The organism is Desulfosporosinus acidiphilus SJ4, from assembly GCF_000255115.2.
Lineage (GTDB): Bacteria > Bacillota > Desulfitobacteriia > Desulfitobacteriales > Desulfitobacteriaceae > Desulfosporosinus > Desulfosporosinus acidiphilus.
In genome coordinates this window covers 2482280-2507452 of record NC_018068.1, presented here as the reverse complement: position 1 = coordinate 2507452, position 25173 = coordinate 2482280, and the positions used below count along the sequence as shown (strand labels likewise).

Genomic DNA, 25173 nt, shown 5'->3' with positions numbered 1-25173 from the left:
CAACGGCCCTTTTTCTTACTAAAAATAGAAAACTGCGGGTCCCAAAGAACTCGCAGTTAGCGTATAATTTAAGTTATGCTAAAAACCAAATTACACACTAAGAATTATAACGAATTAGGTGGACACTATCAATTAGCTTTGCCATTTAATTTTAACGTGTTAATACCAGAGGATGACTCCGTTCGACTACTAAGCCACATTTTGGAGGGATTAAATTACGAAGCGTTGTATAAGGCCTACTCTTCCACTGGAAGAAAACCGGTAGTCGAACCCAAAATCCTGTTTAAAGTATTGACCTATGCCTATATGAATAACATTTACTCCAGCCGAAAAATTGAAGTCGCCTGTAAAAGAGACATTAACTTCATGTGGTTATTGGCAGGATGCAAAGCACCTGACCACAGCACCATTGCTCGATTCCGAAAAGACTATCTGAAGGAAGCCATAGAAGACCTCTTTTTCCAAATGGTAAAGCATTTACATGAGCTTGGTGAAGTAGAGTTTAAGAACCTCTTTGTCGATGGAACAAAAATTGAAGCCAGTGCTAACCGTTATACCTTTGTCTGGAAAAAAGTCGTTAACAAAAATGAGGCAAAGATGTTCTTGAAAATTCAGTCTTGTCTTGAGGAGATCAATTTGACCTATTTAAAGGACTTCAACGTAACCAAAGAGACGTTACTTAAGGATCTTAAGACTGCTATCTCTTACCTAGAAGAAAAATGTCAGCAAGAGCAGATTGAATTTGTTCACGGTATTGGAAAACGGAAATCAAAGCTGCAGAAATTTATAGAAAGCCTGAAGGAATTCTATACCCGGCAAGAAAAGTACAATGCACATCACCAATTCTTCGAAGGAAGAAATAGCTACTCTAAGACCGATCCTGATGCAACGTTCATGCATATGAAAGATGATCATATGCGCAATGCTCAGTTAAAGCCGGCTTACAATGTCCAGATTGGCGTGGAAAGCGAATATGTAACAGGGGTTGGGATCTTCCAGGATCGTAACGACATAGCCACATTAATTCCTTTTTTAAACATGCTTGAATCAAAACTACAGGCGCATTATGAGAATGTTACCGCAGACTCTGGTTATGAGAGCGAAGAGAACTATCTTTATCTCGAAGGAAAACATCAGACCTGCTACATAAAGCCACAGACCTATGAACAATGGAAAAAGAAGAGCTTCAAAAAAGATATTAGTAAGCGAGAAAACATGGCTTACAATGCGGAAATCGATGAATACACGTGTCATAATGGAAAACAACTCAAACCCGTTGGAATCACTCATCGAACATCAGCAACCGGTTACCAGTCCGAAATAACAGTCTATGAATGTGAAGACTGCAGTGACTGTCCGTGTAAAAGTCGCTGTACAAAAGCTAAAGGCAATCGACGAATGCAAGTATCCAAAACGTTTGTGGCCAAACGCCAGATCTCGTATAGAAACATCACAACCAAAGAAGGAATACTGCTAAGAGTAAATCGGTCCATACAGGTTGAAGGAGCCTTTGGGGTCCTCAAAAATGACTATAACTTCGACCGCTTTCTAACACGAGGCAAAAACAGTGTGAAAACTGAATTTATGCTGCTGTGTTTTGGGTATAACGTGAATAAACTTCACTCTAAAATACAAAATGAACGAATTGGGAAACCCCTTCATCCACTAAAAACCGCATAAAAAGGAGAGAAAAACGGCCTAATCCTGAAGGCTTATTTTGTTATACTCAAATTTAAGAAGAAAGTAGAGATTAAGCATTTCAATCAAACCAATAAATATCTTTCAAGGGAAAAAGAAAAAGGGAGCATCGCTTGCTACTTTAGAAAAGTAGTTTTGCGACACCTCCTTTTTATTTTAGATAAAACAGAACAGTTCCCTAAAGGATTATGGCACATTTATGTATCTTCCTGCGTATTAAGAAAGAGATCATTTTTTTATCCCATTATATCTGTTAAAGGAGGCAAAAAAATGGCGAGACGTTTGTATAGATCAAGCCAAGATCGGCAGCTCGGAGGCGTATGCGGCGGAATCGCAGAGTACTTAGATTTAGATCCCAGTCTGGTTAGAATAGGCGCATTACTTCTTCTCATAGTAGGTGGTACAGGTTTTTTGGCCTATCTTGTTGCCTGGCTCATTATACCAAGCGAAAAAAAATCTGATTTTTAACGAACCATCATGAACTTTGGAAAGGCAACACTATTGGATTAAATATATCAAATTTCATTACAAAAATAGCCACAACTTTTAAAGTCATGGCTATTTTTATACTCATTAACACTAACGCGATGGTTTGATTTATTCTCTGCTGCCGTGCTGCAGTAAAAACATCTTGTAATATAACCCTTCTAAAGCCAAAAGTTCAGAATGAGTTCCCCTTTCCACGATTTTACCATTGTGAAGGACTAAAATCAGGTCGGCATCCTGAATTGTGGAAAGACGATGGGCAATGGCGATGGTTGTTCGTCCCTGCCGCATCCTTTTTAAAGCATTTTGGATGGCTTCCTCTGTTTCCGTATCCACATTAGCTGTGGCTTCATCCAAAACTAGAATCTTAGGATTTCCGGCGATGGTGCGGGCAAAACAGATAAGTTGACGCTGACCGCTGGATAAAGTTGCTCCCCGTTCTCCCATGGGCTCCTGAAATCCTTGGGGCAGCCTACGTATAAAATCCTCTGCCTGAACAAAAGAAACAGCCTCTCGAACTTCTTTTTCCTTAATCTCAGTTCGGGCGAGGGAAATATTACTGGAGATAGTTCCCACAAATAAGAAGGGATCTTGGGCTACAAGTCCTACTTTTGACCGCAGCTCTTGATCAGAGTACTCGGATACGGATATCCCATCAATGAGAATTTCCCCTTGGGTGATCGGATAGAACCGCAGGAGAAGATTAGCAATGGTACTTTTGCCGCTGCCGGTGTGCCCGACTAAGGCGACAGTTTGCCCCGGATAAGCAGTAAATGAGATCGACTTCAAGACCTCTGACCCCTTAATGTCACTGTCATATGAGAAACTGACATCTTTAAATTCAATCTTACCCTTAGCAATGACAGGAGAACTGCCGGAATCAACTTTCCGGCTTGTACGCTGATCATCCAATAGTTCGAAAACCCGTTCCGCAGCAACTAACGATTGTTGAAATTGAGATAAGCGCTGCATCATCATGTTCACCGGTTCAAAGAATCGATCAATATAGTTAATAAAAGCGTAAAGAACCCCAATTTGAACTGATCCCGTTATTGATTGGAGCCCGAAATAATTTAAGATAATGATTAAAGCAAAGGTATAGATCAGGTCAACAGCCGGACGCACAAAAAGGCTTTCTAAGCGAATATTAGCCATGGCTGCGTGATAGTAATCATCGTTAATGTTCTGCAATTCCTGGCGAAAGCGTTTCTCTTGGCGCATGGCCTGGATTATATTCATCCCTTGGATAGATTCGTTCAGTTTGGCATTAAGATGGCTAAGTTCTTTGCGTAATTTACGGTACACCTTGGTACTTACTTTACGATAGCCAACCATGAGGATAAAAATAATGGGAAGTAAAATCAGACAAAATGAAGCTAAGCGCACATCCAAATAAAACATGGCCACAAAAACGCCAAGCATGAACACCACATTCTGCACGAAAGCAGCCAAAACTCCCACAAACAACTCTTTAATGGCTTCCGTATCATTGGTGATACGAGATATTAAGGCACCGGCAGGGGTTTTATCAAAGACTTTAAATTCCAGGTTCTGTACATGGTTGAAAACATCAATTCGCAGTTGTTGAACTATTTTTAAAGCTATTTGGTTAAAACTGACTAATTGACGATAGTGAAATAGTGCCGACAGTATGTTCAAGCCTACATAGCTGATTGCCAGAATTAATAGTGCCCCACGATCAAAGGAACGCGGTACCAAATGCTGATCAAGAAAAATCTTCACAAGAACCGGCCCGATAACATCAGAAAAGGTAGCTAGGATGAGAATTATGGATGATAAGGTCAAAGACTTTTTATGGGGAGCAAGATAACCCATCAGGCGTCGAATCACCATTTTAAAGCTCCCCCCCTTCTTCAATCAACGATTCAAGTTGTTGACTTCGATAAGTGGAGGCATACCAACCGTTAAGGGCCATCAATTCCGAATGGGAACCCTCTTCGCTGATTTGACCGTCTTTAAGAACGATAATCAGATCCGCCTCTTCGACAGCACTTAGACGATGTGACGATATAAACGTGGTTTTTTGAACTCTCATTTTGCGCAGACTTTGCAAAATGGATTTTTCCGTTTTGGCATCGACTGCGGATAACGAATCATCTAAGATGAGAATTTCCGGTTCCAATAAAAGTGCCCTGGCAATTGATATTCTTTGTTTTTGTCCACCGGAAAGTGTCACCCCTCTGTCCCCAACCAAGGTGTCATACCCTTCAGGAAAACTGAGAACATCATTATGGATATCGGCAATTGCCGCCGCATCATGAATTTCCTCTAAAGATGCCGCAGGTTTACCTAAAGCAATATTTTCAGCAATAGACGTTGAGAATAGGAAATGATCTTGGGGTACATAGCCAATTTTACCGCGTAATGATTCGAGAGTTACATCATAGACAGAAATTCCTCCGATTTGAAGAGCACCACCGCTAAGATCAAATTCACGCAAAAGAAGACGTAAAAACGTAGTCTTCCCGCTTCCTGTTTTACCGACAATCCCCAGAGTTTGCCCCTGCCGTACCCGGACTGATATGTTTCGCAGCACCGAAGTACTAACTCCGGGATAACTAAAGGATGCCTTTTCAAAAATGACATCACCATTGTTGAATCGAGAGAGAGCGTTCTCCTTTTCCATGATTTTCTGATCGATCTTCAATAACGTATCAACCCGGTCATATGACGCTCTGCCCCGTTCGAGAATATTAAACAGCCAGCCGAAAGCCAGCATAGGCCAGATAAATTGACCTAAATAAATCGTGAACTGAGTAAGCTGTCCAAAGGTCAATCTGTCGTTAATTACATCGATTGAGCCAAAAATAAGAGCGAGAAAAAAAGAAATCCCGATAATTAGTTGGATTGTAGGATCAAAGAGGGCATCAACTTTGGCAACCTCAAGATTCTTCTCTACGACATCTTCGGACAACTTGCGAAAAGCTTCCAATTCAGCCTTTTCTTCTCCGAAGGCTTTTACCACTCTCACTCCGTTAATATTCTCCAGAACTTTATCATTAAGGTCGGAAAAAGCTGCCTGGGCCCGGTGAAATCGTTTATGAAGCATCGTCCCGTAGCGGCTGGTAGCCCAAGCCATTATGGGCATAGGCAGCAGCGTTATTAAGGTGAGTTTCCAACTGATAAAGACAGCCATCGAGATAATCACTAATCCGCCGGTTGTCAGGGAGTCCACAAAGGTCAATACCCCCATACCCGCTGTCATTTCAATGGCTTGAATGTCATTAGTTGCATGAGCCATTAAATCCCCGGTACGATACTTTTGATAAAATTGCGGGGACATAAGGGTGAAGTGATCAAAAAGCCGTTTTCTAAGTACTTTGCTCAACCGGCTAGCAGCACCAAAAATCATAAGTCGCCAGGTGAAACGTAAAGCATAGACGGCCACACCGTTCCCTATTAGCAACAATGTCCATTGAAGCAGCGATCTCGGCGTTAGAACTCCGCGGGTAACTTCATCGACAATAACCCGAACAACATAGGGTGGGAATAAATTAAGAAAGGCGACAAGAACCAGTACAATAATCCCTGTTATGTAGCTTTTTTTCTCTAACTTAAAAAACCACATCAGGTCTTTAAAAAGAAGCATACTATCTCCTCTCGTATTACAATTTGTTTCGGAGAATTTATTAAAGGGATTTAAACCCAATACGTACACACTCATCCGCTTGACCTATGTCACAATATGAGTGAACCTACGCGCAGTACGATATCTAAAAATGCTAACGAATGCTCTAAAATTATACCATAACGATGATTGTATGTTCCTCAAATATTTTATTAAACGTAAAATTTAAGGTATTAACTATAATAGAGATGGTCCATTGTCCAATGAGTAATTATACGTTTCTATAAAAAAAACTGCATATAAGTGGATTATTAAGCCGCTTTTATGCAGGGTTTTCTTTATTGAGGGCGCTTAGGCATTTTGCAACAGCCCATCTTTAACTTCCTATTCATATTATTTTTGTTTTGCGTTTGGATATAACCTTAGAATTAATTTAGTTATGCGTTTTCTTGCAGGGCCCGAAGTATATTTTCTAAGGTGACTGCTTGATGCGAAGTGTGCCAAACAACTTTCTTATTTCTAATTAGAAGTATTTGAGGAGATTCATGCTTGATTCCTAAGTCCCTTTCCGCTTGATTGGAAACCGACCGTGATTCAATTACTTTAATGACAGCTACTTGAACTTGCTCCGGGGCTTGCCGGGCGAATTTTTGGATCTCTTGCCAAGCACGAGCACTTATCGGACATTGAGTGCTGTGCTTAAACAGGAGAACTTCTTGCTGATAAGATTCATTTAAAACGGCTTCAAATTCTTGAAGCGATGACAATTCTCTTATTTCAGTCATAGTCTCAGCTCCTTAATTAGGGTTCTTATTGACATGCTGCCAGCGGCATAAAACCATCTCAAGCAAATCGACGATGATGAATAGTCCGACTCCCAAGACAGCCATCATAATGATTCCTGCAAACATTTCATCCGGTGCCGCCCGGCTCCATGCGTCCATGATGAAATAACCCAGACCTTTTGTGGTTGCAAAGGATTCGGCAAAGAATAAAACGGCAATAGCTGTTCCCATACTGAGACGCAGGGAAGTCAGTACATCAGGCAAACTTGCAGGCAGCAAAACATAGCGATAGATCTGTCCTCGGCTGCCTCCTAGAGAACGCAGTGAGGAAATTGTTTCAGACGGGATTTTGCGGACCGAATCCCGGGTAGTAACCAGAATCTGAAAAAAGACGATCAAGGTAATCAGAAATATCTTAGATTGATCACCCAAGCCAAGAAATAAAAGAATTAAAGGCAGAAAGACTATTTTTGGGATTGGATAAAGAAGATAAATCAACGGAGCTAAAAAACGGTCTATTTTGCTTTCAAATCCCATGATGAGTCCTAAGGGAAGCCCTAGAAACAAAGAAATTAAAGTTGAAGCCAAAACTCGATAGGTACTAATCCAAAGGTGAGTTCCAAGATTCCCCTGCAATAAGCGTTGTGTTGCTCTGAAAGCTGCTTCGGGTGTCGGCAAGAGAGGTGACTTTAGAATCCAGGCACCATACTGCCAAAGAGCCAGCAGAAATATCCCGGCTCCTAAGTAACCCAGGAGCTGATTTTGAAAGGTTCTCCGGCCCTGCTTCATTCTGCCGCTCCCCCTTCTAAAAGAGAACGAATGTAGGTTGCCTTTTCAAAAAACTCAGGGGTTTGCCTGTAACTCTTTTGTCCCACAAGAGGATTTAGAATTTCTCCTACAATTTCGGTGGGGCGTCCATTTTTGAGAACTAAAATACGGCTTCCCAGAAAAACAGCCTCCTCGATACTGTGTGTCACTAGAACCGTTGTCAGTTTTTCCTCTTGCCAAATTCCCAACAATAGTTCCTGCAAACGCTCACGTGTAAGAGCGTCGAGAGCCGACAAAGGTTCATCCATCAAAAGCAAATCTGGCTTGAGAGTTAAGGCCCTTGCCAAAGCCACCCGCTGTTTTTGACCACCGCTTAATTGACTGGGAAAATGATGACGGACTTCGGACAGGCCCATTTTGTGAATTATTTCAGAGACAATGTTTTGATAGATTCTTTTAGGTTGATGCCGCACCTTCAAGCCTAGCCGAACGTTTTGCTCAACATTAAGCCAAGGAAAGAGTCCATATTCTTGAAGGATGATGGCTGTCTTTTGGCGGGTTTTCTTTAAAGGCTCTCCCCAGATTTTAATTTCTCCCCCGGAGGGGATTAATAATCCTGCAAGCAGATAAAGAAGCGTGCTTTTTCCGCATCCGGAGGGGCCAATGAGTACAAGGCTTTCACCCGGCTCAATTTTTAAATTAAAATCTGTATAGATCTTGACCATTGTTGTTCCTTGAACATAGGCAAGATTACAATTCATCACTTCAATCACAGGTTATGTTTCTCCTTATTATCCATACCTCTGTTAAATTTCTGATTAGGGCAAAAGGCTTTTGTCTACTAAATCTTGGTAACTATATGCTTGGGGAATAAGCTTTTTATTTACCATCCATTTCATAACGCTGTTAACTTCCTCTTGAGTAGGTAATTGAAGTTTTGAAAAGGTTGGAGTTTTGTAGCTTTGTTGAATAGGGGCAGGCACTTGAGCTTTTTCTAAAAATAAACTTCGATATTGTTCAGGATGGGTACTTAAGGCTTGTCCTGCTAAACCATAAACTTGAACCGCGGCTTTAACGCCTGTCGGATTATCTTGAATGCTTTTCGTTCTGAACAAGAGTACTGTTTGTGAGATATTACGATAAGTATCGTCTGCGACTAAATGGGCCCCTTTCGCTTGGGCTAACGATGCTAAAGGGTCCGGCAAACAAGCAGCATTGATTTGGTCTGAAAGGAGCATGTCCAAACGTACGGGCATCTTAGGGATAGACACCTTTTGAACATCGCTTAACTGAACCCCTTTGTCACTGAGCATCTGGTCACTGACATAGTCAATAATGGAGTTCTCGGATATTCCTAATTTAGCACCTTTTAGTTCCTTGAGATTTCGAATGTTGGACTTCGGTGATGATAGAATGGCGAAGCGACCTTCCTGAGGAGTGGCACCAAGACCGATGGTTGCAATTTTTACATCTGTTCCAATTTTCTTTAACAGTGCAACAGCCACTAAATCGGCAACTTCACCATCGATTTGACCGGCCTGTAAAGCTGTGTCACGTTCCACAGCACTAGAAAAGCTCACCAATTGAACTTGAACTCCTTCTTTAGCAAAGAGCCCGTCTTTTTCAGCAACATAGAAAGGAAGATTGTCCTCAATGGGCAGAACACCGATTTTCACGGGGGCACTGGTTTGAGCTGATGTTTGTTTCGCAGTCGTTGATGTTGAGGTGCCGCACCCGGACAGTACTAATGCTAATCCTAGGATTAAAGGTATTACTTTAAACCAAATACTGTTTTTTCTCATCTTTTCCTGACACTCCTCAATACTTTATGTTTTTTTAGGTTTTATCTAAAATCTGGTCTATTGTCAATTAATAGTCTTCTATTTTATCATCGCGAAATCTTTAGTCTGTGAACTCACAGCTTTTATAATTTCGATGACGAATTGAGTGGTCCTAACCAGATCCTCTTCAAGGATGTATTCATCCGTTGTATGAATCTTTCCCATGCCTGTAGACAAAACAAGGCTGGGAACTCCGTAACTATTGTAATTATTAGCGTCACTACCACCACCGGTAGCGATAAATTCAGGAGTTAGTCCTGCAGCCTTTGCCGCATTTGCAGCTAAAACAGCAATTTGTGATTCTTGGCTTAGTTTAAACGGGGAATATAATCTCTGAACCTTGATCTCTGCCGAAGCGCCCATTTCTTCCGCTGAATTTTGAAAGATTTTACAGATCTCTTCAGTTAATTTCTCGAGTTTATTTAAATCCCGACTTCTCGATTCACAAGCAATCTCTACATTTTCCGCTACAATATTTGTTGCTAAACCGCCTCGTATAGTGCCGACATTAGCTGTTGTCTCTTCATCAAGACGACCACAGGGGACGTTGGCGATCGCCTTAGACGCAGCCACAATGGCATTAATCCCTTCTTCGGGAACAATTCCTGCATGAGATGCCCTGCCTTTAATGGACACATTAATTCTGTCCTGCCCCGGAGCTTCCAGAATAATTCTTCCCGGTGCCCCGCTGGAATCCAGCACAAAACCTAAATTTGCTTTTAATTTTGTTGAATCGAGGTTTTTGGAGCCATTAAGACCTCCTTCTTCGGCAATACTAAAAACTACTTGGATATCCCCGTGAGGAATATTCTGTTCCTTGATAACTCGCAAAGCCTCTAAAATAGGTACAATGCCGGACTTATCATCTGCCCCTAAGATCGTCGCCCCGGCAGAGCTGATGATCCCTTCTGTCTGAAGGGGTTCTATATTTTGACTGGGTTCTACCGTATCCATATGTGCCGATAATAATAAGACGGGCGCTTCGGGGAGATTACCTCGCAAATAGCCAAAAACATTGCCGCAGTTACCGCCGATTGCTTTCCCCGCCTGATCTTCATAAACCTCCATGCCAAACTGCACCAAACGTTCTTTAAGAAGATCGGCAATTTGTCTCTCCTGACGCCCTGGGGAATCAATTTTAACCAGTTCCAAGAATTCTGCTATCAATCGCTTGCGATTGGGCATTAGACATTTCCCTCTCTTTAATAGATTTGTTGAATGGTTCACTATTGAACTAGTGTATTTACTCTAATAATCTATTATTCAACAATTCCAGCTCAATTCCTGCCGGTATTTTAGTTGTCCGCCCTATACTCCAGTGAACTCGTTCAGCTAAAACTGAACATCGGGGCTTCAGATGGGATCTCTACCCCACTTGAAGTTTACGAAGGACCCAGGGGCTGTGTAAAATGTTAATTCAAAAAGTCCGAAGTGGGTAGCAAATAACCAAGGCGTTCTCCCTTAACTAGTATAGTGGACTGAGAATGCCTCTATATAATGATTATGCAAGTGAAAGTGGGGACTCAATGAGGCTGCCAACAAGTTTTGGTACAACCCCTCTTAAAAATCGGATAAATCATCTATGAATACAACACCTTCGAAAAGAAAAGAGAGTCTTGTCGTTCAAGACAAAACTCTCCAGAGAATAACTAGTAAATGAGTGATGTTCGTTAAAATTAACTGCGCCAAGTCAGTGCTCTGAATAAATCCCCCGCAGCTTCAGCACGATCCACAACTTCGTTGGGAGCAAAGCTTTGACCTTTGACTTGTACAATCCCTGTGCCAGTTGCCACGGCAACGTACCCTAAATCAGCCGTCGGAATATCCGAACTATCTTGGAAATTAACCTGATAAATATTCTTCAATTCAGCTAATTTATTAAGCTGCAGAAAACGCAGAAGTATCTTGCATAATAAGTCGCGGCTGACTTGATCCTTTGGTTGCAGGTTTTCCTTTAGCCAACCTTGATCTTTAGCCCGGGTGATTATCTCTGAGTCGGATAAAGATGCATATTGCCAAACGCCGTAACGGCTGAGATACATAGCTCTTAAGAGAGAACCAAGAGTCATTTTCTCATTAGGTTTAAAACTACTGCCAAAATCCCCAAATAATCCTGCTTCTCCAAGAGCTGATATCTCTTGCTCACCTACAACTCCTGTGATATCGGAAAATTCGTATGGCTGTGGCCCTTGGTCAACCGTTTCCCCTTGAAAATTCAGCAATTCACCGCTCATGGCATCAAGAATATTAAACGATTGATTGCTTTGATCTTTTGCCTTAGGAAGATAAACTAAACGCACATCTCCGGGAATACCATTTGAAAAAATTCGAACATAGGTCAAAGTCATCGGGCGATTCTTTAGAAAGGCTTCAACTGCCTGATCTTTAGTTAATATTCCGGAGGAGTTCGGAAAATCAAGATTAGACCAGTTTAAATCGTAGTTGGTAATGGTTCCGTCAGAAGGTTCTACACGAATCGCCATTATATTATTCGGAAAGTCAATCCCGTTTACCACGCGATGATAGATGAAACTTCCTGTACCGACAGGTTCAGCTATTTTCATCTGCTCAGGGCTGTCTGCTGTATCCAACGTTACTTGGCTGAACTTATTAGGCTGAACTTTTTGCAAAAAATTTTCTGCTATTTTTTGCATTGCTGTTTTGTCCAGTTTCGAATCACTTTTAGCCGTAGATTGATAGGAGCGGTTGAATCCCAGTAATTCTCCCGTTGACGCATCAATTCTGGCACTCATATATTGAGCTTGGCCTTCTGAGTTATCCCGATTCGCGTTGAACCAATCAAAACTCCAGACACGATTATCCGCGCTTCGCCAGTCTGTACTCAAGTTGGCGCTGCGCAGTGTTAATTCATCGGGAATACTAATCCAGCGTTTCACTGCCGCAATAGCTTCATCTTGTTTCAGAAGCTTGGCTGTATTAGCCACCTCACGCTGTTCCTGAGGAGTTAAATTTTGAGCGGCACTCGAAGCCGAACCGGCCGCGTCACCTTTGCCGCCCATACCGCCGCTCATAGATGTCTCAGCAAGCCAATCTCCGGAATTTAGCGTAAGCGGTTCACCGGTCAAGGCATCGATTGCTCCCCCGCTTGGGCTGACTAATTGATAAACAAGTTTGGCATTTAGTTTTTGACCGGCACTCAAGATTCGGTAAGGTTCCGGTGTCCAATATTGTAGTTTAAAGAAAGGTGATGCAGTAAAGGCTTCTTTAGCCTGAGTTTCACTGATTACATCTTTACTGTCTGGAAACTTAACATCACTCCAGTTGAGATTGTAGGAGATAATGTGTCCATCACTGCCTGAGACCTGGACATTAGCACCATTCGCTGTAAAAGGAATATCATTGACGAGCCGCTGATACTGAAAGTTGTAAGTAACCGGTCCATAGGTATTGATTGGTACAATCTGTTGATCATTATTCAGCAATTTCATATTTTGAGCCCGTTGCCCCAGGAGCCGGTTCAAAAGCGTATCACAAATTTTCCGAGCATCTTCTTTCGTTACAACAGAGATGCTCGAACTTGTCGTTGAGGTTTCATCTTTCCAGTTGTTAATACTAATAATATCACCATTGACGGCATTTACCTCAGCCATGAAATCCCCGGGTTTATCAGTATTATTCCAATGCAGGGACCAGGCTTGCCGGTCATCACTGGTACTGAAATTTGAGGTAAAATTCGTTAGATCACTCGGTATGTCAAAATTATGTTTAACAATCTCGATGGCCTTTTCTAAAGAAATTGTCGGCAATGACATTACTGGGGAAACAACAACCGGTATCGTTGTCCCTGAAGCCTGTTCAGCAGCGAGAACCGGTGAAGCTGTTATTTGCAGAAAAAATGCCATAGATATAAGGCTTGCCATTGTTTTTCGATATTTATTGTTCACTCTTTTCCCTTCCTCTCTATTTTCTTTAAATTTTTAGCGTACCTATCCCTCCTTACTTTTGTCTTAAATGATATAGATCGCATACTATGATGTCTTCCTCTGTTTAAAAGCATGTTCTTTAATCTATTTCCTATTATAAAATATAGACGTTTAATTAGCAGGTTTTCCGACTAAGAATTTATCGACATAAACTTACATAAATCGTACTTTAGTTAAGAATTGACACCTTTCCTTGGTCTAAATCATATTTAGCGCCAACAATTTGTATCTGTTTTGTATTTAAATACTCTTTAATCACAGGACTCTTTTGAATATCAAGAACTGAATTATGGATATTCAAGTCAACACATGTCTCAAGGAATATGTTTCCCTTTAGACCATAAGACGTTGCTGTATGGACAGAGGGTGTTATTTTATCAATTACAGCAGATAGGCTGCCTTTCGCTTCTCCTCCTTCTACGGCAGCAGTGACAGCCCCGCAGCCTTCATGGCCAAGTACTAAGACTAAAGGCACCTTTAGATGATCAACGGCATACTCCACACTCCCTAATTCAGCGGGAGTTATGACATTCCCCGCGACGCGAATGACAAATAGATCGCCTAGAGCTTGGTCAAATAACAATTCCGGCGGTACGCGTGAATCTGAGCAGCTAATAATCGCCGCAAAAGGATGCTGCCCCTTCTGCAATAAGTCAGAACGCTTGTCGGCACTAAAATCTTTATTTAAGACCTTTCCCGATTTGAAGCGTTGGTTACCATTCAAAAGAAGTTGCAGTGCTTCTGCCGGAGAAGTTATCATCTCCTTGCGTTGATAGACGGGCATTGCTGATGTTTGTTGCACTTGAGAATTTTGGTCAACTGAGGGGGTAACGGGCTGAGGAAGTGACGATTGATGGCAACCGTTCAGAAGGATTGCGAGATTAAACAGGACTAAAACTATGTAAGAAGATTTCCGTTTCATAAAAATTCTCTCCTTATTCTAAATGCTTTCTATACCCAGTTTAACCCAAAGAAGCCCCGGCTTAATCTACCCCACAGGTTATACATTCAGATACTATCCAGAAAACTTGGTTGGTGACTGCCAAGTTGCACTTATGCCGGAGGACGAAGACACCGTTTTCACTCGTATTAACTTTTCTTGCAGTATACGACCACAAGTTTTGCTTTCGGATAGCATAAAAAAAACAGGTCTCCTTAAAGGAAACCTGCTGTCTTGCTTATGATAATTAGGTTTTAGTCTTAAAATGATGGACTATTTGTATGAAATGCCATCTCATGATCGAAGTACTTTTTGGCAAGAATGGTTAAAATGTAAATACTTTAGATTCCGCTGCCATATCAATCAGATGACCCGCTGTCGATAATTTTGCGCCTTTAATAAATTGATCTTCTCCAAAAAGTCTAGTACGCGCACAGGGAGTGCAAACGTAAAACGAGACATCTTGACTTATCAGATAGTCAAGGTATTGCTTGGCATTATCCCCTGTGGGTGCCATAACTCCATCTGCCAATCCCAAAATCGCGTAAGAAACCGCATCATCAACTAAGAAAATATTTACTTCATGCCCTTTTTCTTTGGCTACCTTCGCCAGTTGAAAAGCCCTAGTGGCCCGTACAGGGTCCTCAAGTCCACGGCTTAGCACAAATAGAAATTTTTCCATAGCTAATTCCTCCTTTACTTTTGGGGATAGGAAGATCGAAATAAACCTACATATCCCCTGCCTCTTTGGTTGGGCAAGTTTTGCTCAGGTCGATTTCAGCTGTAATCTCTTTCCATGATGCTTCTTTAATATTGAGCGTTTCCAGTAACAGTATTAGATCTGACCTGCCAAAATAAGCCGGATTTCCTTGGGGATCAATTGTCATGAGAATAACAGGCATCCCAGGAAAGACCGGAAGCATCGCTTTAATAATCATAATAGCATTATCTGAGTCATGAAAGATATTGCGGTTTACCGAAATCACCGCAACATTTTTGTCTTGTACTGTAACGACAGCTGCTTCAAATTTAGATTCCATATAGTTCATCTCCTAATTCTTTTGTGATCAAATCCTTGGTTATTTTCCTCTCTTCTCGCCATCTCGAAAGTATGCACCCGAAATCTATACTTCTAACAGTACTCGGAAAATAACCTCTCCTAATATAAAATGCCCCAGAGTATGTCTTCGACAAACAATTCTCAAACCCTGCAAAGGGATTACCAAGATATTACTCTAACTCCTCTTGCGTATACTTATTTACCTCCAATCGGAGACTCCCGTTTCCCTTATGTGGAAGTGCTCTCCGTTCTTTGTTTCGGAGGGGTAGAGTTCATCTTCTGGGCATAACATTAGTTATTGGCTGGGCGTTTTCGTCGAAACCGCCCACAGGACACTTTCGTCACTGTTAATCCCTGAAATAATTAACACCGCCGGCAAAAATCGGCTGATATTTTTCTCCGGGGATATTGCATGCCACTCCATGGCCCGTCCGTTCAGAATGAGCCATCTTGCCTAAAATTCGTCCATCCGGACTGGTAATACCTTCGATGGCCTCATAAGAGCCATTTGGATTAAACTCGATACGATTACTAGGATTACCAGAAAAATCAACATACTGGGTGGCAATTTGCCCATTGGCTTCCAGGGTTTCTATAATGTTTCGACTGGCAACAAAACGTCCTTCTCCATGAGATACAGGAATCGTATGAATGTCCCCCAGCTTGACTCCGCTAAACCAAGGTGATAAAACAGAGACTATCTTTGTTTGAACCATACAGGATACATGGCGCCCAATCTTGTTATAAGTCAAGGTCGGGGCTTCTTCCGTCAAATCCAAAATTTCTCCATAGGGCACTAAACCTAGTTTAATCAATGCCTGAAAGCCATTGCAAATTCCTAACATAAGTCCGTCACGTTTGTTTAAGAGTTCTGCAACAGCCTCCTTGATCCGAGGGTTCCTGAACATAGCTGCAATAAACTTTCCGGAACCGTCAGGTTCATCTCCGGCGCTGAAACCACCGGCTAACATGACGATTTGGGCTTGGGCAATTTTCTTGGCCATCTCCTGAATTGATTCTTCCACGTCTGCAGGAGTTAAGTTGCGAATAATTAGCGTTTCAACAGAAGCGCCTACTTTTTCAAAAGCCCTTGCAGAATCATATTCACAATTAGTTCCCGGAAAAACAGGGATAAAAACTTTAGGTCTGGCAATTTTCAACGCTGGCTTTTGTATATTGCGTAATTTATAGCTTACAGTTCTTGGCTCAATCATATCTTCAGTACAGGTAGGGAAGACTTTTTCTAAGGGTTGTTCCCAAGCTTTTAAAGCCAATTCAATACCGATAGAAACTCCGTTGACTGTCAGCTCTGGGGTGTTTTGAGTCGTACCCAGCAGTTTATAGTGAACCTCGCCAAAAACATCATCTAAGGAGACTGATTCTTCAATTTCTAACAGGATTGAGCCGTAATTGGCGGCATAAAGCTGCTGAACGTCCATAGGTTCTTTGATTGTTAAACCAATCCTATTTCCAAATGACATCTTACTGACAGCCGCCGCCAGACCTCCCATGGGAATAGTATGAGAAGCTAAAACATATCCGGCTTGGATTAATTCATAGACCTTGCGGTAGTTTTTCATCAGTTGTTCAAAGTCAGGAATTTCCTGGCTGTTCCGCTGCGAACTTATTAAGACCACTTGACTTCCGGCTTTTTTGAACTCCTGGGAAACCACCTTGTCCACGTTAAGGACATTGACGGCAAAAGCTACTAAGGTTGGCGGTACATTTAAATTCATAAAGGTACCTGACATACTATCTTTTCCGCCGATAGCTGGTATTCCGAGCTTTTTCTGAGCATAAAAAGCTCCTAACAAGGCGCTAAAAGGTTTACCCCACTTTTCCGGATCCGTACCGAGTTTTTCAAAATACTCTTGAAGAGTTAGACGAACCTTGCGATAATCTCCGCCGAGAGCAACAATTTTACTCACGGCATCAACGACTGCATAGAGAGCACCATGGAAGGGGCTCCATTTTGCCAGCTGCGGATTATAACCATAGGTCATTACCGTGGCAACCGGTGAATCTCCGCTTAAAATTGGGAGTTTGGCTATCATCCCTTCGGCGGGAGTCGCTTGATATTTCCCTCCCAGAGGCATTAAAACTGTGGACATGCCAATGCTGCTGTCAAACCTTTCGACAAGGCCTTTCTGGCTGCATACATTTAGGTCCTGTAAGTTAGCAAGCCATGCTTTAGCAAAAACAGAGGACTCTAAAGGTTCCGTTGTGAAAGAATGGAGAGCCGCAGATAATTCTTTAAAGTAGTTGTTTTGAAAATCCGGTAAATTCACTTGAACCTTTGCAGTTTGTTTAATACCATTCGTATTTAGAAACTCCCGGCTTAAATCAACAATAGTCTGACCTCTCCAGGTCATTTTAAGCCTGGGGCTGGAAGTTACCTGAGCAACCGGAGTAGCTTCTAAATTCTCCTCATGGGCAAACTTAATGAAAGGCTCCAAATTTCCCGAACTAATAACTACTGCCATACGTTCCTGTGATTCGGAAATAGCCAGCTCTGTGCCATCCAACCCTTCATATTTTTTGGGAACAACATCAAGATTGATCTCCAGTCCTTCTGTTAATTCACCGATGGCTACGGAAACACCGCCTGCTCCAAAATCGTTGCAGCGTTTAATCATGGTGCTGACTTCCGATTTTCGGAACAAGCGCTGAATCTTGCGTTCCGTGGGCGGATTTCCTTTTTGAACCTCTGCTCCACAGGTTAACAAAGACTCTGAGGTATGTTCTTTTGACGAGCCAGTTGCACCTCCACATCCGTCCCGTCCTGTTCTTCCACCGACTAATACGACTATGTCTCCAGCTTGAGGTGTTTCACGCACAACATTTTTGCGAGGAGCTGCTGCGATGACAGCCCCGATTTCCATACGCTTAGCTATAAAACCTTCATCATAGACTTCAGTAACTTGTCCCGTTGCCAGACCTATTTGATTTCCATAAGAGCTATAACCTGCTGCGGCTCCTTGAGTGATTTTGCGCTGAGGCAATTTTCCGGCTAAGGTTGCTTCCAGTTTACCTCTGGGATCTCCGCTTCCTGTTACACGCATGGCCTGGTAGACATAAGTTCTTCCTGACAAGGGATCACGTATGGCTCCGCCCAGGCAGGTAGCAGCGCCTCCGAAGGGTTCAATCTCGGTGGGATGATTATGAGTCTCATTTTTAAACATGACAAGCCACTCTTCAGATTGGCCATTTAATTCTGCATTAACAACAATACTGCAGGCGTTTATCTCTTCAGATTCATCGAGGTCATTTAGGTATCCTCTCTTTTTTAATTCTTTCATTCCTATGACAGCCAGGTCCATCAGACAAATATCTCTGTCATTTATTTTTTCCGCATAGACAAAGTTTCGAGAGGCAAGATATTCTTGATAGGATTCCAGTAACTGTGAGGAAAAGTCTCCAGAGGGAATCGTTACTTCTTCAATTCTTGTATTGAATGTAGTGTGACGGCAGTGATCCGACCAATAGGTGTCAATGACTCGAATTTCAGTAATTGTCGGATTCCGCTTCTCTGAGTCACGGAAATAGGTTTGGCAAAACATTAAATCCTCAAAACTCATTGCTAAGCCAGATTCGTGAAAAAATACTTTAAGTTCTTCCGCGGATTTAGCAATAAAATTCGAGATTACCTCTACATGGGGGGGGATGACAGATTCAAATTCCAGAGATTTAGGCTTTTCTAAAGAAGCTTCCCTAGATTCCACCGGATTTATACAATATTGTTTAATAACTTGGAAATCATCTTCTGTTAAAGAACCCTTGAGAGCAATTACTTTAGCAGAAGCAATAAGCGGCCGCTCTTTTTGAGTAAGAATTTGGAGACATTGGGCAGCTGAATCTGCTCGCTGGTCATATTGACCAGGGAGATATTCCATGGCAAAAACTCTGTCTTCTGCCGGGACATCAAGACGTTCATCATACATATAATCAAGAGGCGGTTCAGCAAAAATGATTGAGCGCGATTGTTGGTATTCTTCATCTGTTATTCCGGAAATATCATAGCGGTTAATAATTCGTAAGCCTAACAAAGAATTGATCCCTAAGTTTTCACGCAGATCGCTCAATAATCCTTGAGCCTCGATATCGTATCCTGGCCTTTTTTCAACATAAATCCTCTTGACTGTTTGTGATTCCATGAGTTACCTCCATTATCTATTTGCCTTAAATATAATTTGATCTCCATTCGGTTAATAAACAGGCTTTTCTCTGGGGAATATTCTTGATCGGCAATATAAGCCAAAATATGTTTAAGGTCATAGCGCTTTGTCTATGACCTCGTTGCCAGTTACTTTAAACTATAGGTTGTCCGTTTTCTCTATGTTTGCATAATACCATGATTCAAAAAGAAATAAAAGCCACTACTTGAAGTGCAAACTTTAAGAAAAGTGTGACGCACGTTAAAGGTCTTTAACAGCCCTGATAATTCTTCCCAATCCCTCTTCTAATAATGAACGCGGGCATCCAATATTTATCCTTTCAAAGCCTTCGCCTCCTGGGCCAAACCCATAACCCGCATTTAACCCGACCCCAGCTTTATGAACTAAAAATTCCTGTAATGCTTTAGGATCTAACCCTAAAGCACGGAAGTCAAGCCAGACAAGATATGTTCCTTCCGGCTTTATCACTTTAATTTGAGGCAATTCTTGAGAAACACGCAACAAGAGATAGTCTAAATTACCCTGTAGATATACCATTAACTGATCCAGCCACGCTCTTCCTTCTCGATAAGCCGCCTCCATGGCCGTCGCGCCGAAGACATTTGGAAGATGGATGCCAGTCAAGTTTACTGAGGATTTATAAATTTCCCGATATTTCTCATTGGGAATAATTATATTTGAAGTTTGCAGACCTGCAAGATTAAATGTCTTGCTTGGAGCCGTGCAGACGATGGAATGTTGAGCTAATTCTAATGATAGTGAACCAAAAGGTAGATGTCGATATCCATCATAAATGAGATCACCATGAATTTCATCGGAAATCAATAAGACATCATAGGTTAAGCAAAGTTTGCCTAAAAGCTCTAATTCTTCTCTTTCCCACACACGCCCTACCGGGTTGTGGGGACTGCAGAAAATCATGAATTTAACACCGTCGGCAAACTTTTTCTCCAGGTCGTCAAAATTAATTGTATATCTGCCATCTCTCAAACCTAGTTGGTTATTGACAACCTCGCAGCCATGATTCTTAATAGCTTGAAAAAAAGGATGGTACACGGGAGACTGCAGAAGAATTTTATCTCCGGGTTTTGCAAAAGCCCTCACCAATTCGTTCAGAGCCGGAACAATCCCAGGACTATATACGATCCAATCACGTTGAATTTGCCAGCCATGTCGCTCTTCCATCCAGGCAATGACGGATTCATAGTATTGGTCCATACCGTCAGTATATCCATAAATACCGTGTTGGGCCCTCTTAACCAAGGCTTCTACCACTGCCTGGGGTGCCTGAAAATCCATGTCCGCTACCCAAAGTGGTAAAATATCCTCACGCCCAAAAATCTTTTGGTTAAAATCCCATTTTAGAGAGCCGGTCCGGCGCCGGTCATGAAGTTTGTCAAAGTTGCAGTTCATAAGCGACTCCTTTTTCTGTTCATTTCCTTAATATCTCTTCTTTGACTCTTTACTTTCATTCTAGATTATATCAATACAATTATATCTTACATTTTATTGTATTGGTATAAACTAAAAATTATTTAATCTGCTTTAACTATTAAATTACGCTGCAAGATACTAACATTTATGTGAATATAAACCTACACTTATCCGCTGATGGGATTCCTAACTGCATTACACTAAAATCTTAGGAATGTTCGTCCGACAAGCTGTTTAATTAATGAACAAAAAAAAGAAGCATCGTTACATAAAGTAAAACAATGCTTCTCTACCAACTACCTGTTCAATATTTTTAATGTTAAATGTTAAATTTTTAATTTTTTAGTTAAGAACTTTTTGACCTTTTTTAAACCTTAAATATCCACTAACACCGATTAATTCGAAATATTTTGCGAAATTCATAACAATGATGTTCGTCCAGATATAGCCAAAGTTGTTTCCAGATCCGGCAGTTATAAACTGCACATTCAGGAAGAGACCAAGTAAAGCAACCCATAAGAGTCTGAAACCGATGATCATTCCTATACCAACCGCAATCTCGCAAATGGGAACTAAGAAATCTGTTATACCGGGCATACCGTTAAAGATATGAACGGCAATCCAAGCCCATAATTTATTGATATAGAGAGGGTCAAATCCATGCGCTTTAGGCGGGAGCATGTTGGCAACCATTCCTGCTATGAGTCCTTTAGCATGACCTCCAGCCAAGTTAAGCCAACCTGAAGTTGCTTTTTCCCAACCTGCCTCAACCCAGGCATAACCATAAATGATTCTTGCTACTGTGAAAATTATAACTACGAGAGCCTTTTTCCAATCCTTTAATTCTGATTTGACAGCATCAAAATATGAGTTCATGTCTTTCTACCTCCTGTTTTTTTAAAATCGAATTTAATTAAAATAGAGCTTGATTATCTTATCATAAGTTGAAAATGATTTTCAATGTAAAAATACTGTAAGCTTATCCATAAAATAGAATTAATACTATTTACTAATTGTTCTGGTATTATTATAGCGCTTTATCAATCCGTAATCAATACTTATTTATATTAATTTTAGTCTATGCATTAATACTAGTTAATGGTTTTCTCGACTCTAATGATAATCTCTACAATTTGAAAATATAAATCACTTATCGATTATAAATCATTCAGATCACTGGATTTAAAAACCCATTAAATGGCAATATTTTAGCACAACCCTTTGAGCAGAAAATCTGCTGCTAGGATTGTGCTAAAATATTGCTTTATAAGAACCCCATGCTTATTTATTTGGTAAGGAAAGCCCTTTTTCCAAGATATATTCCATCAGAAGTTTGGCGGTTCCCCCTGTTAGTTTCAGACAATGTCTTAAATGCTCCGGAGTATCAAATTCATGAGGATTTAAAACCCGGCAACAAGTCCCTCCAAATTGATCAGAAAAGCGATCATGGAATTCATGGGCGAGGTTGTAAACAGGTTCCCGATCTATCTGGGGAGTGGTACGACCTTGGTAAAGTCCTAAAATCATGACTGAACTGGTTAAAGCCCCGCACATACAGCCGGCATGCCCTAATCCTCCCCCAAACCCCGATGCCATTTTTAAGCTTTCACTATTCAGGGGATTTTTGAGTAATTCATTAAACGTTTGCAGAATTGACTCTGAACAATTTAGGCCTTCCTTAAATTTGTTTCCAGCTCGTGAACGAGCCTCCATTGCCATGTCGTCCATAAAATACCTCCTACTCTTTACAAGTACCTCCTTAAGTTATTCTCTATATATTCGAATATTCCTACTATTTAATAGAATCTTGGATCAATGATTCTTAAGAAAATACAACAACTTTCGATAAATAAGTGATTTTCATGCGAGTGAACACGATACATTTATCTATAGTTAGAATTCGGTTCCTATTCCGTTTTAAAAATATCTAATCCACAAGTAGATTGATGATATTCCAATGGTTAAAACCCTAACGAATAATATAAAAGGCACTCCCCAAACTTTTGGGCGAGTACCTTTCTGAATTCCGATGAATTAACCAAGATTAATTGAAAAGTAATTAATTAAGAACCTGTTTTAATAGTGGGATTAAATCATCAAACCGTTCCAAGACATGGGCACCTGCGCTCCGCAGCAGGGCCATTTTTTGAGTCGGTTTACCTGTACCACCGGAGATCATAGCACCAGCATGGCCGAAGACTGTCCCTTCAGGCATAGTTTCAGTAAATCGGCCTGCCACAAAACTGAATAAAGGCTTTGTGAATCCCCCTTCCATCATAAATTCAGCCGCTTCTTCCTCAAAATGTGTTCCCGGTTCAGAAAATGTTACAACGGCTTCAGTTTTCGGATCCTTTTGATAAAGCAAGAGCAGATCTTTGATGGAAGTACCAATCAGAGCATCCCCACCGATACTGACTGAGGTACTTACGCCATAGCCTGCCCGTTTAACCAGCCAAGAACTTTCTGCGGTCATGCCTCCGCTGCGGGAAATAACGCCGATCCCGCCGGGAACAAAACAGCGTTCAACATTATCTCCCCCTATAGCACCTACTTTGACTCGATCTTTAGGGGTAATAATTCCCACAGAATTAGGACCAATCACACGTACGCCATTTTTTTTAGCAGAGGCTAAAAATTTCATAGCATCCATTTGCGGAACATTTTCTGTAGCAATAAGGATTAAGGTTACTCCCGCAGATATGGCCTCTAAAACTGCATCATAGACAAAAGCCGGAGGTACATAGATTACTGACGTGTTTATGCCATGAATCGCCACTGCTTTTTTTAAGGTGTCATAAACAGGTACCCCATGGACTTCTTGCCCGGATTTTCCGGGAGTAACACCGGCCAATAGTTTAGTTCCATAATCAAGACTGTGTTTTGTGACCATGGCCGCTTCTCTGCCGGTAATTCCTTGAATTGCAATTCTAGAATTTTTATCTAAGAGGATAGACATAATTAAATCCCCTCCCCTGATATTTCTAAGGCTTTAATTCGCTCGACCATTCTTTGAGCCGCTTCCGTAATAGTGGCATTGTCCCCGTAGTATTCAACTCCGGTTTTAGTGAATATTTCTCTTGCAGCTTCGTCATTGACACCGGCCTCTCTCACGACCACAGGAAAGATTTTTGGATCTTTTCCCATTTCCTTTAAAGCTTGAACGACTCCCTGAGCAAGAACATCGACCTGAGTATTATTTGTAATATTATGAGCAACGAATAACCCTTTGACTCCCGGTTTCGCTAAGATCCCTTTAGTGATCCCCAAAACTTTTCGTTCAGGCGGGTTCCCCCCCACCTCGCTGTAATTGGCAGGTCTTCCCCCGAAGGAAACGAGAGCATCAAAAGAAAGAAGGCTTCCTCCTCCCCCGCCGCATAAAAATCCAATCTCTCCTCCATCCATTTCTGTATAGCGGGCCGTCCCCCGATAAGGATCTAATTCATTGACTTCTACCATTCTTTTCTCTAAATCGGTCAAAGGCCGCCAAGTTCTTTCGCTCCCTAATTGAACCATCGCTGCTAATTCAGGGTGTCTGTACATTGCGCTGTCATCAACACTCATGACTGAAGCAGCCGCTGCCACGTCTCCATTTTCGGTAAGCACTAAAGGGTTGATTTCTAAAAGAGTTGCATCTTTAGCAAGAAATATCTTAACTAAGCATGTTAAAGCTTGGGTTGCTAACGTCAAAGGTTTTCCAGTCAAACCAAGCTCAGACCATAATTCTTTTGCTTGAAATTCGGCAAACCCAAGAATTGGATCGATAGATTTCGTCATTATTTGTTCCGGTGCACTTTGACTCAACTCCTCAACATCAACTCCTCCTTTTAAGCTGGCAATAATTAAGGGAGTCTGTGCTTTCTTATCAATCGTAATTGCTAAGTACCATTCCTGAGCAATTGCGATTTTTTCTTCAATTAGGACTTTCTCTACCGGAAAATGCCTTACCGTCATGGCCAATAATTCTCTCGTCAGCTCAAAAGCTTCTTGGGCATTTTGAGCAAATTTGACGGCCCCTGCTTTACCACGCTTTCCCACAGGTACTAAGGCTTTCAATACCACAGGAAAGCCCAGTTCGGCAGCTTTTTCAGCTGCTTCCTCCGGTGAACGGGCAACCACGTGTTTTGGCACAAGAACTCCTGCTTCCCTCAGAAGGTTTTTACTGTGGTTTTCTAATAGTTTCCCCATATTTACCCCGCTTTCTTTTCTTACAAAGTTAGATTTGTATCTCAGTTTTAGCTGAACGAGTTTACTTTCCCAACCAGCCCAAGATGCTCTGGATCGTTGTGGCTCGATTAAGTTTTCCGCATGGCAACATCTAATCCAGGTCCAGCCCTGATGGCAGGACTTAACCCGGCTAACCCACCGCCGACGATAAGTATATGAGTTTTGATTCGAACAATGTCCAAGCCCTTTCCTCCTTATGAGAACTTTATATTATTGGAATTTTAGCAAT

19 protein-coding genes are annotated in these 25173 nt (G+C 41.5%); 2 read left to right on the top strand and 17 right to left on the bottom strand.

The genetic code is table 11. The annotated features are described in order from the left end of the window. Positions 1-75: 75 nt before the first annotated feature. Complete coding sequence (locus DESACI_RS11435) at positions 76-1680, top strand: IS1182 family transposase (RefSeq protein WP_014827354.1); 1605 nt, start codon at positions 76-78, stop codon at positions 1678-1680. Positions 1681-1968: 288 nt separating this feature from the next. After that, positions 1969-2166, top strand: a complete 198-nt coding sequence (locus DESACI_RS11430; RefSeq protein ID WP_014827353.1) for a PspC domain-containing protein — start codon at positions 1969-1971, stop codon at positions 2164-2166. Positions 2167-2295: 129 nt separating this feature from the next. Here the strand turns inward: DESACI_RS11430 and DESACI_RS11425 are convergent, their stop codons facing one another. The 17 genes from DESACI_RS11425 to DESACI_RS11345 all read right to left on the bottom strand — a co-directional run bounded on the left by DESACI_RS11425 (position 2296) and on the right by DESACI_RS11345 (position 24905). Then, entirely contained in the window at positions 2296-4038 is a 1743-nt protein-coding gene (locus DESACI_RS11425; protein WP_014827352.1) for an ABC transporter ATP-binding protein, read from the bottom strand. 1 nt (position 4039) lies between these two features. After that, complete coding sequence (locus DESACI_RS11420) at positions 4040-5794, bottom strand: ABC transporter transmembrane domain-containing protein (protein ID WP_014827351.1); 1755 nt, start codon at positions 5792-5794, stop codon at positions 4040-4042. A gap of 416 nt (positions 5795-6210) precedes the next feature. Continuing rightward, entirely contained in the window at positions 6211-6558 is a 348-nt protein-coding gene (ytxJ, locus tag DESACI_RS11415) for a bacillithiol system redox-active protein YtxJ (RefSeq protein WP_014827350.1), read from the bottom strand. Between the two features lie 12 nt (positions 6559-6570). Beyond that, entirely contained in the window at positions 6571-7347 is a 777-nt protein-coding gene (locus DESACI_RS11410; protein WP_014827349.1) for an ABC transporter permease, read from the bottom strand. Then, positions 7344-8099: an ABC transporter ATP-binding protein gene (locus DESACI_RS11405; protein ID WP_014827348.1), complete on the bottom strand. Its 756-nt coding sequence runs from the start codon at positions 8097-8099 to the stop codon at positions 7344-7346. The genes DESACI_RS11410 and DESACI_RS11405 overlap by 4 nt, the downstream gene beginning before the upstream one ends. Before the next feature lie 45 nt (positions 8100-8144). Next, positions 8145-9128: an ABC transporter substrate-binding protein gene (locus DESACI_RS11400; protein WP_014827347.1), complete on the bottom strand. Its 984-nt coding sequence runs from the start codon at positions 9126-9128 to the stop codon at positions 8145-8147. A gap of 78 nt (positions 9129-9206) precedes the next feature. Then, positions 9207-10352, bottom strand: a complete 1146-nt coding sequence (locus tag DESACI_RS11395) for a M20/M25/M40 family metallo-hydrolase (RefSeq protein WP_014827346.1) — start codon at positions 10350-10352, stop codon at positions 9207-9209. Positions 10353-10843: 491 nt separating this feature from the next. Beyond that, the gene (locus DESACI_RS11390; protein WP_148271294.1) at positions 10844-13048 is read right to left on the bottom strand and encodes a PepSY domain-containing protein; all 2205 of its coding nucleotides are present in this window, start codon (positions 13046-13048) and stop codon (positions 10844-10846) included. Between the two features lie 232 nt (positions 13049-13280). Further along, entirely contained in the window at positions 13281-14033 is a 753-nt protein-coding gene (locus DESACI_RS11385; RefSeq protein WP_014827344.1) for a carbonic anhydrase, read from the bottom strand. Positions 14034-14376: 343 nt separating this feature from the next. Then, on the bottom strand, positions 14377-14733 hold the full coding sequence (locus tag DESACI_RS11380; RefSeq protein WP_014827343.1) for a DsrE family protein: 357 nt from the start codon (positions 14731-14733) through the stop codon (positions 14377-14379). A gap of 46 nt (positions 14734-14779) precedes the next feature. Then, positions 14780-15091, bottom strand: a complete 312-nt coding sequence (locus tag DESACI_RS11375) for a hypothetical protein (RefSeq protein ID WP_014827342.1) — start codon at positions 15089-15091, stop codon at positions 14780-14782. A 367-nt stretch (positions 15092-15458) separates the two neighbouring features. Continuing rightward, entirely contained in the window at positions 15459-19265 is a 3807-nt protein-coding gene (locus DESACI_RS11370; RefSeq protein WP_014827341.1) for a phosphoribosylformylglycinamidine synthase, read from the bottom strand. Between the two features lie 261 nt (positions 19266-19526). Next, entirely contained in the window at positions 19527-20699 is a 1173-nt protein-coding gene (locus DESACI_RS11365; protein WP_014827340.1) for a MalY/PatB family protein, read from the bottom strand. 363 nt (positions 20700-21062) lie between these two features. After that, positions 21063-21596 (bottom strand): DoxX family membrane protein, encoded by a 534-nt coding sequence (locus DESACI_RS11360; protein WP_014827339.1) that lies wholly within the window; start codon positions 21594-21596, stop codon positions 21063-21065. A 405-nt stretch (positions 21597-22001) separates the two neighbouring features. Next, the gene (locus tag DESACI_RS11355) at positions 22002-22448 is read right to left on the bottom strand and encodes a C-GCAxxG-C-C family protein (protein ID WP_014827338.1); all 447 of its coding nucleotides are present in this window, start codon (positions 22446-22448) and stop codon (positions 22002-22004) included. A 331-nt stretch (positions 22449-22779) separates the two neighbouring features. Beyond that, positions 22780-23676: a succinate--CoA ligase subunit alpha gene (locus DESACI_RS11350; protein WP_014827337.1), complete on the bottom strand. Its 897-nt coding sequence runs from the start codon at positions 23674-23676 to the stop codon at positions 22780-22782. A gap of 2 nt (positions 23677-23678) precedes the next feature. Further along, entirely contained in the window at positions 23679-24905 is a 1227-nt protein-coding gene (locus DESACI_RS11345; RefSeq protein ID WP_014827336.1) for an ATP-grasp domain-containing protein, read from the bottom strand. Positions 24906-25173: the final 268 nt, after the last annotated feature.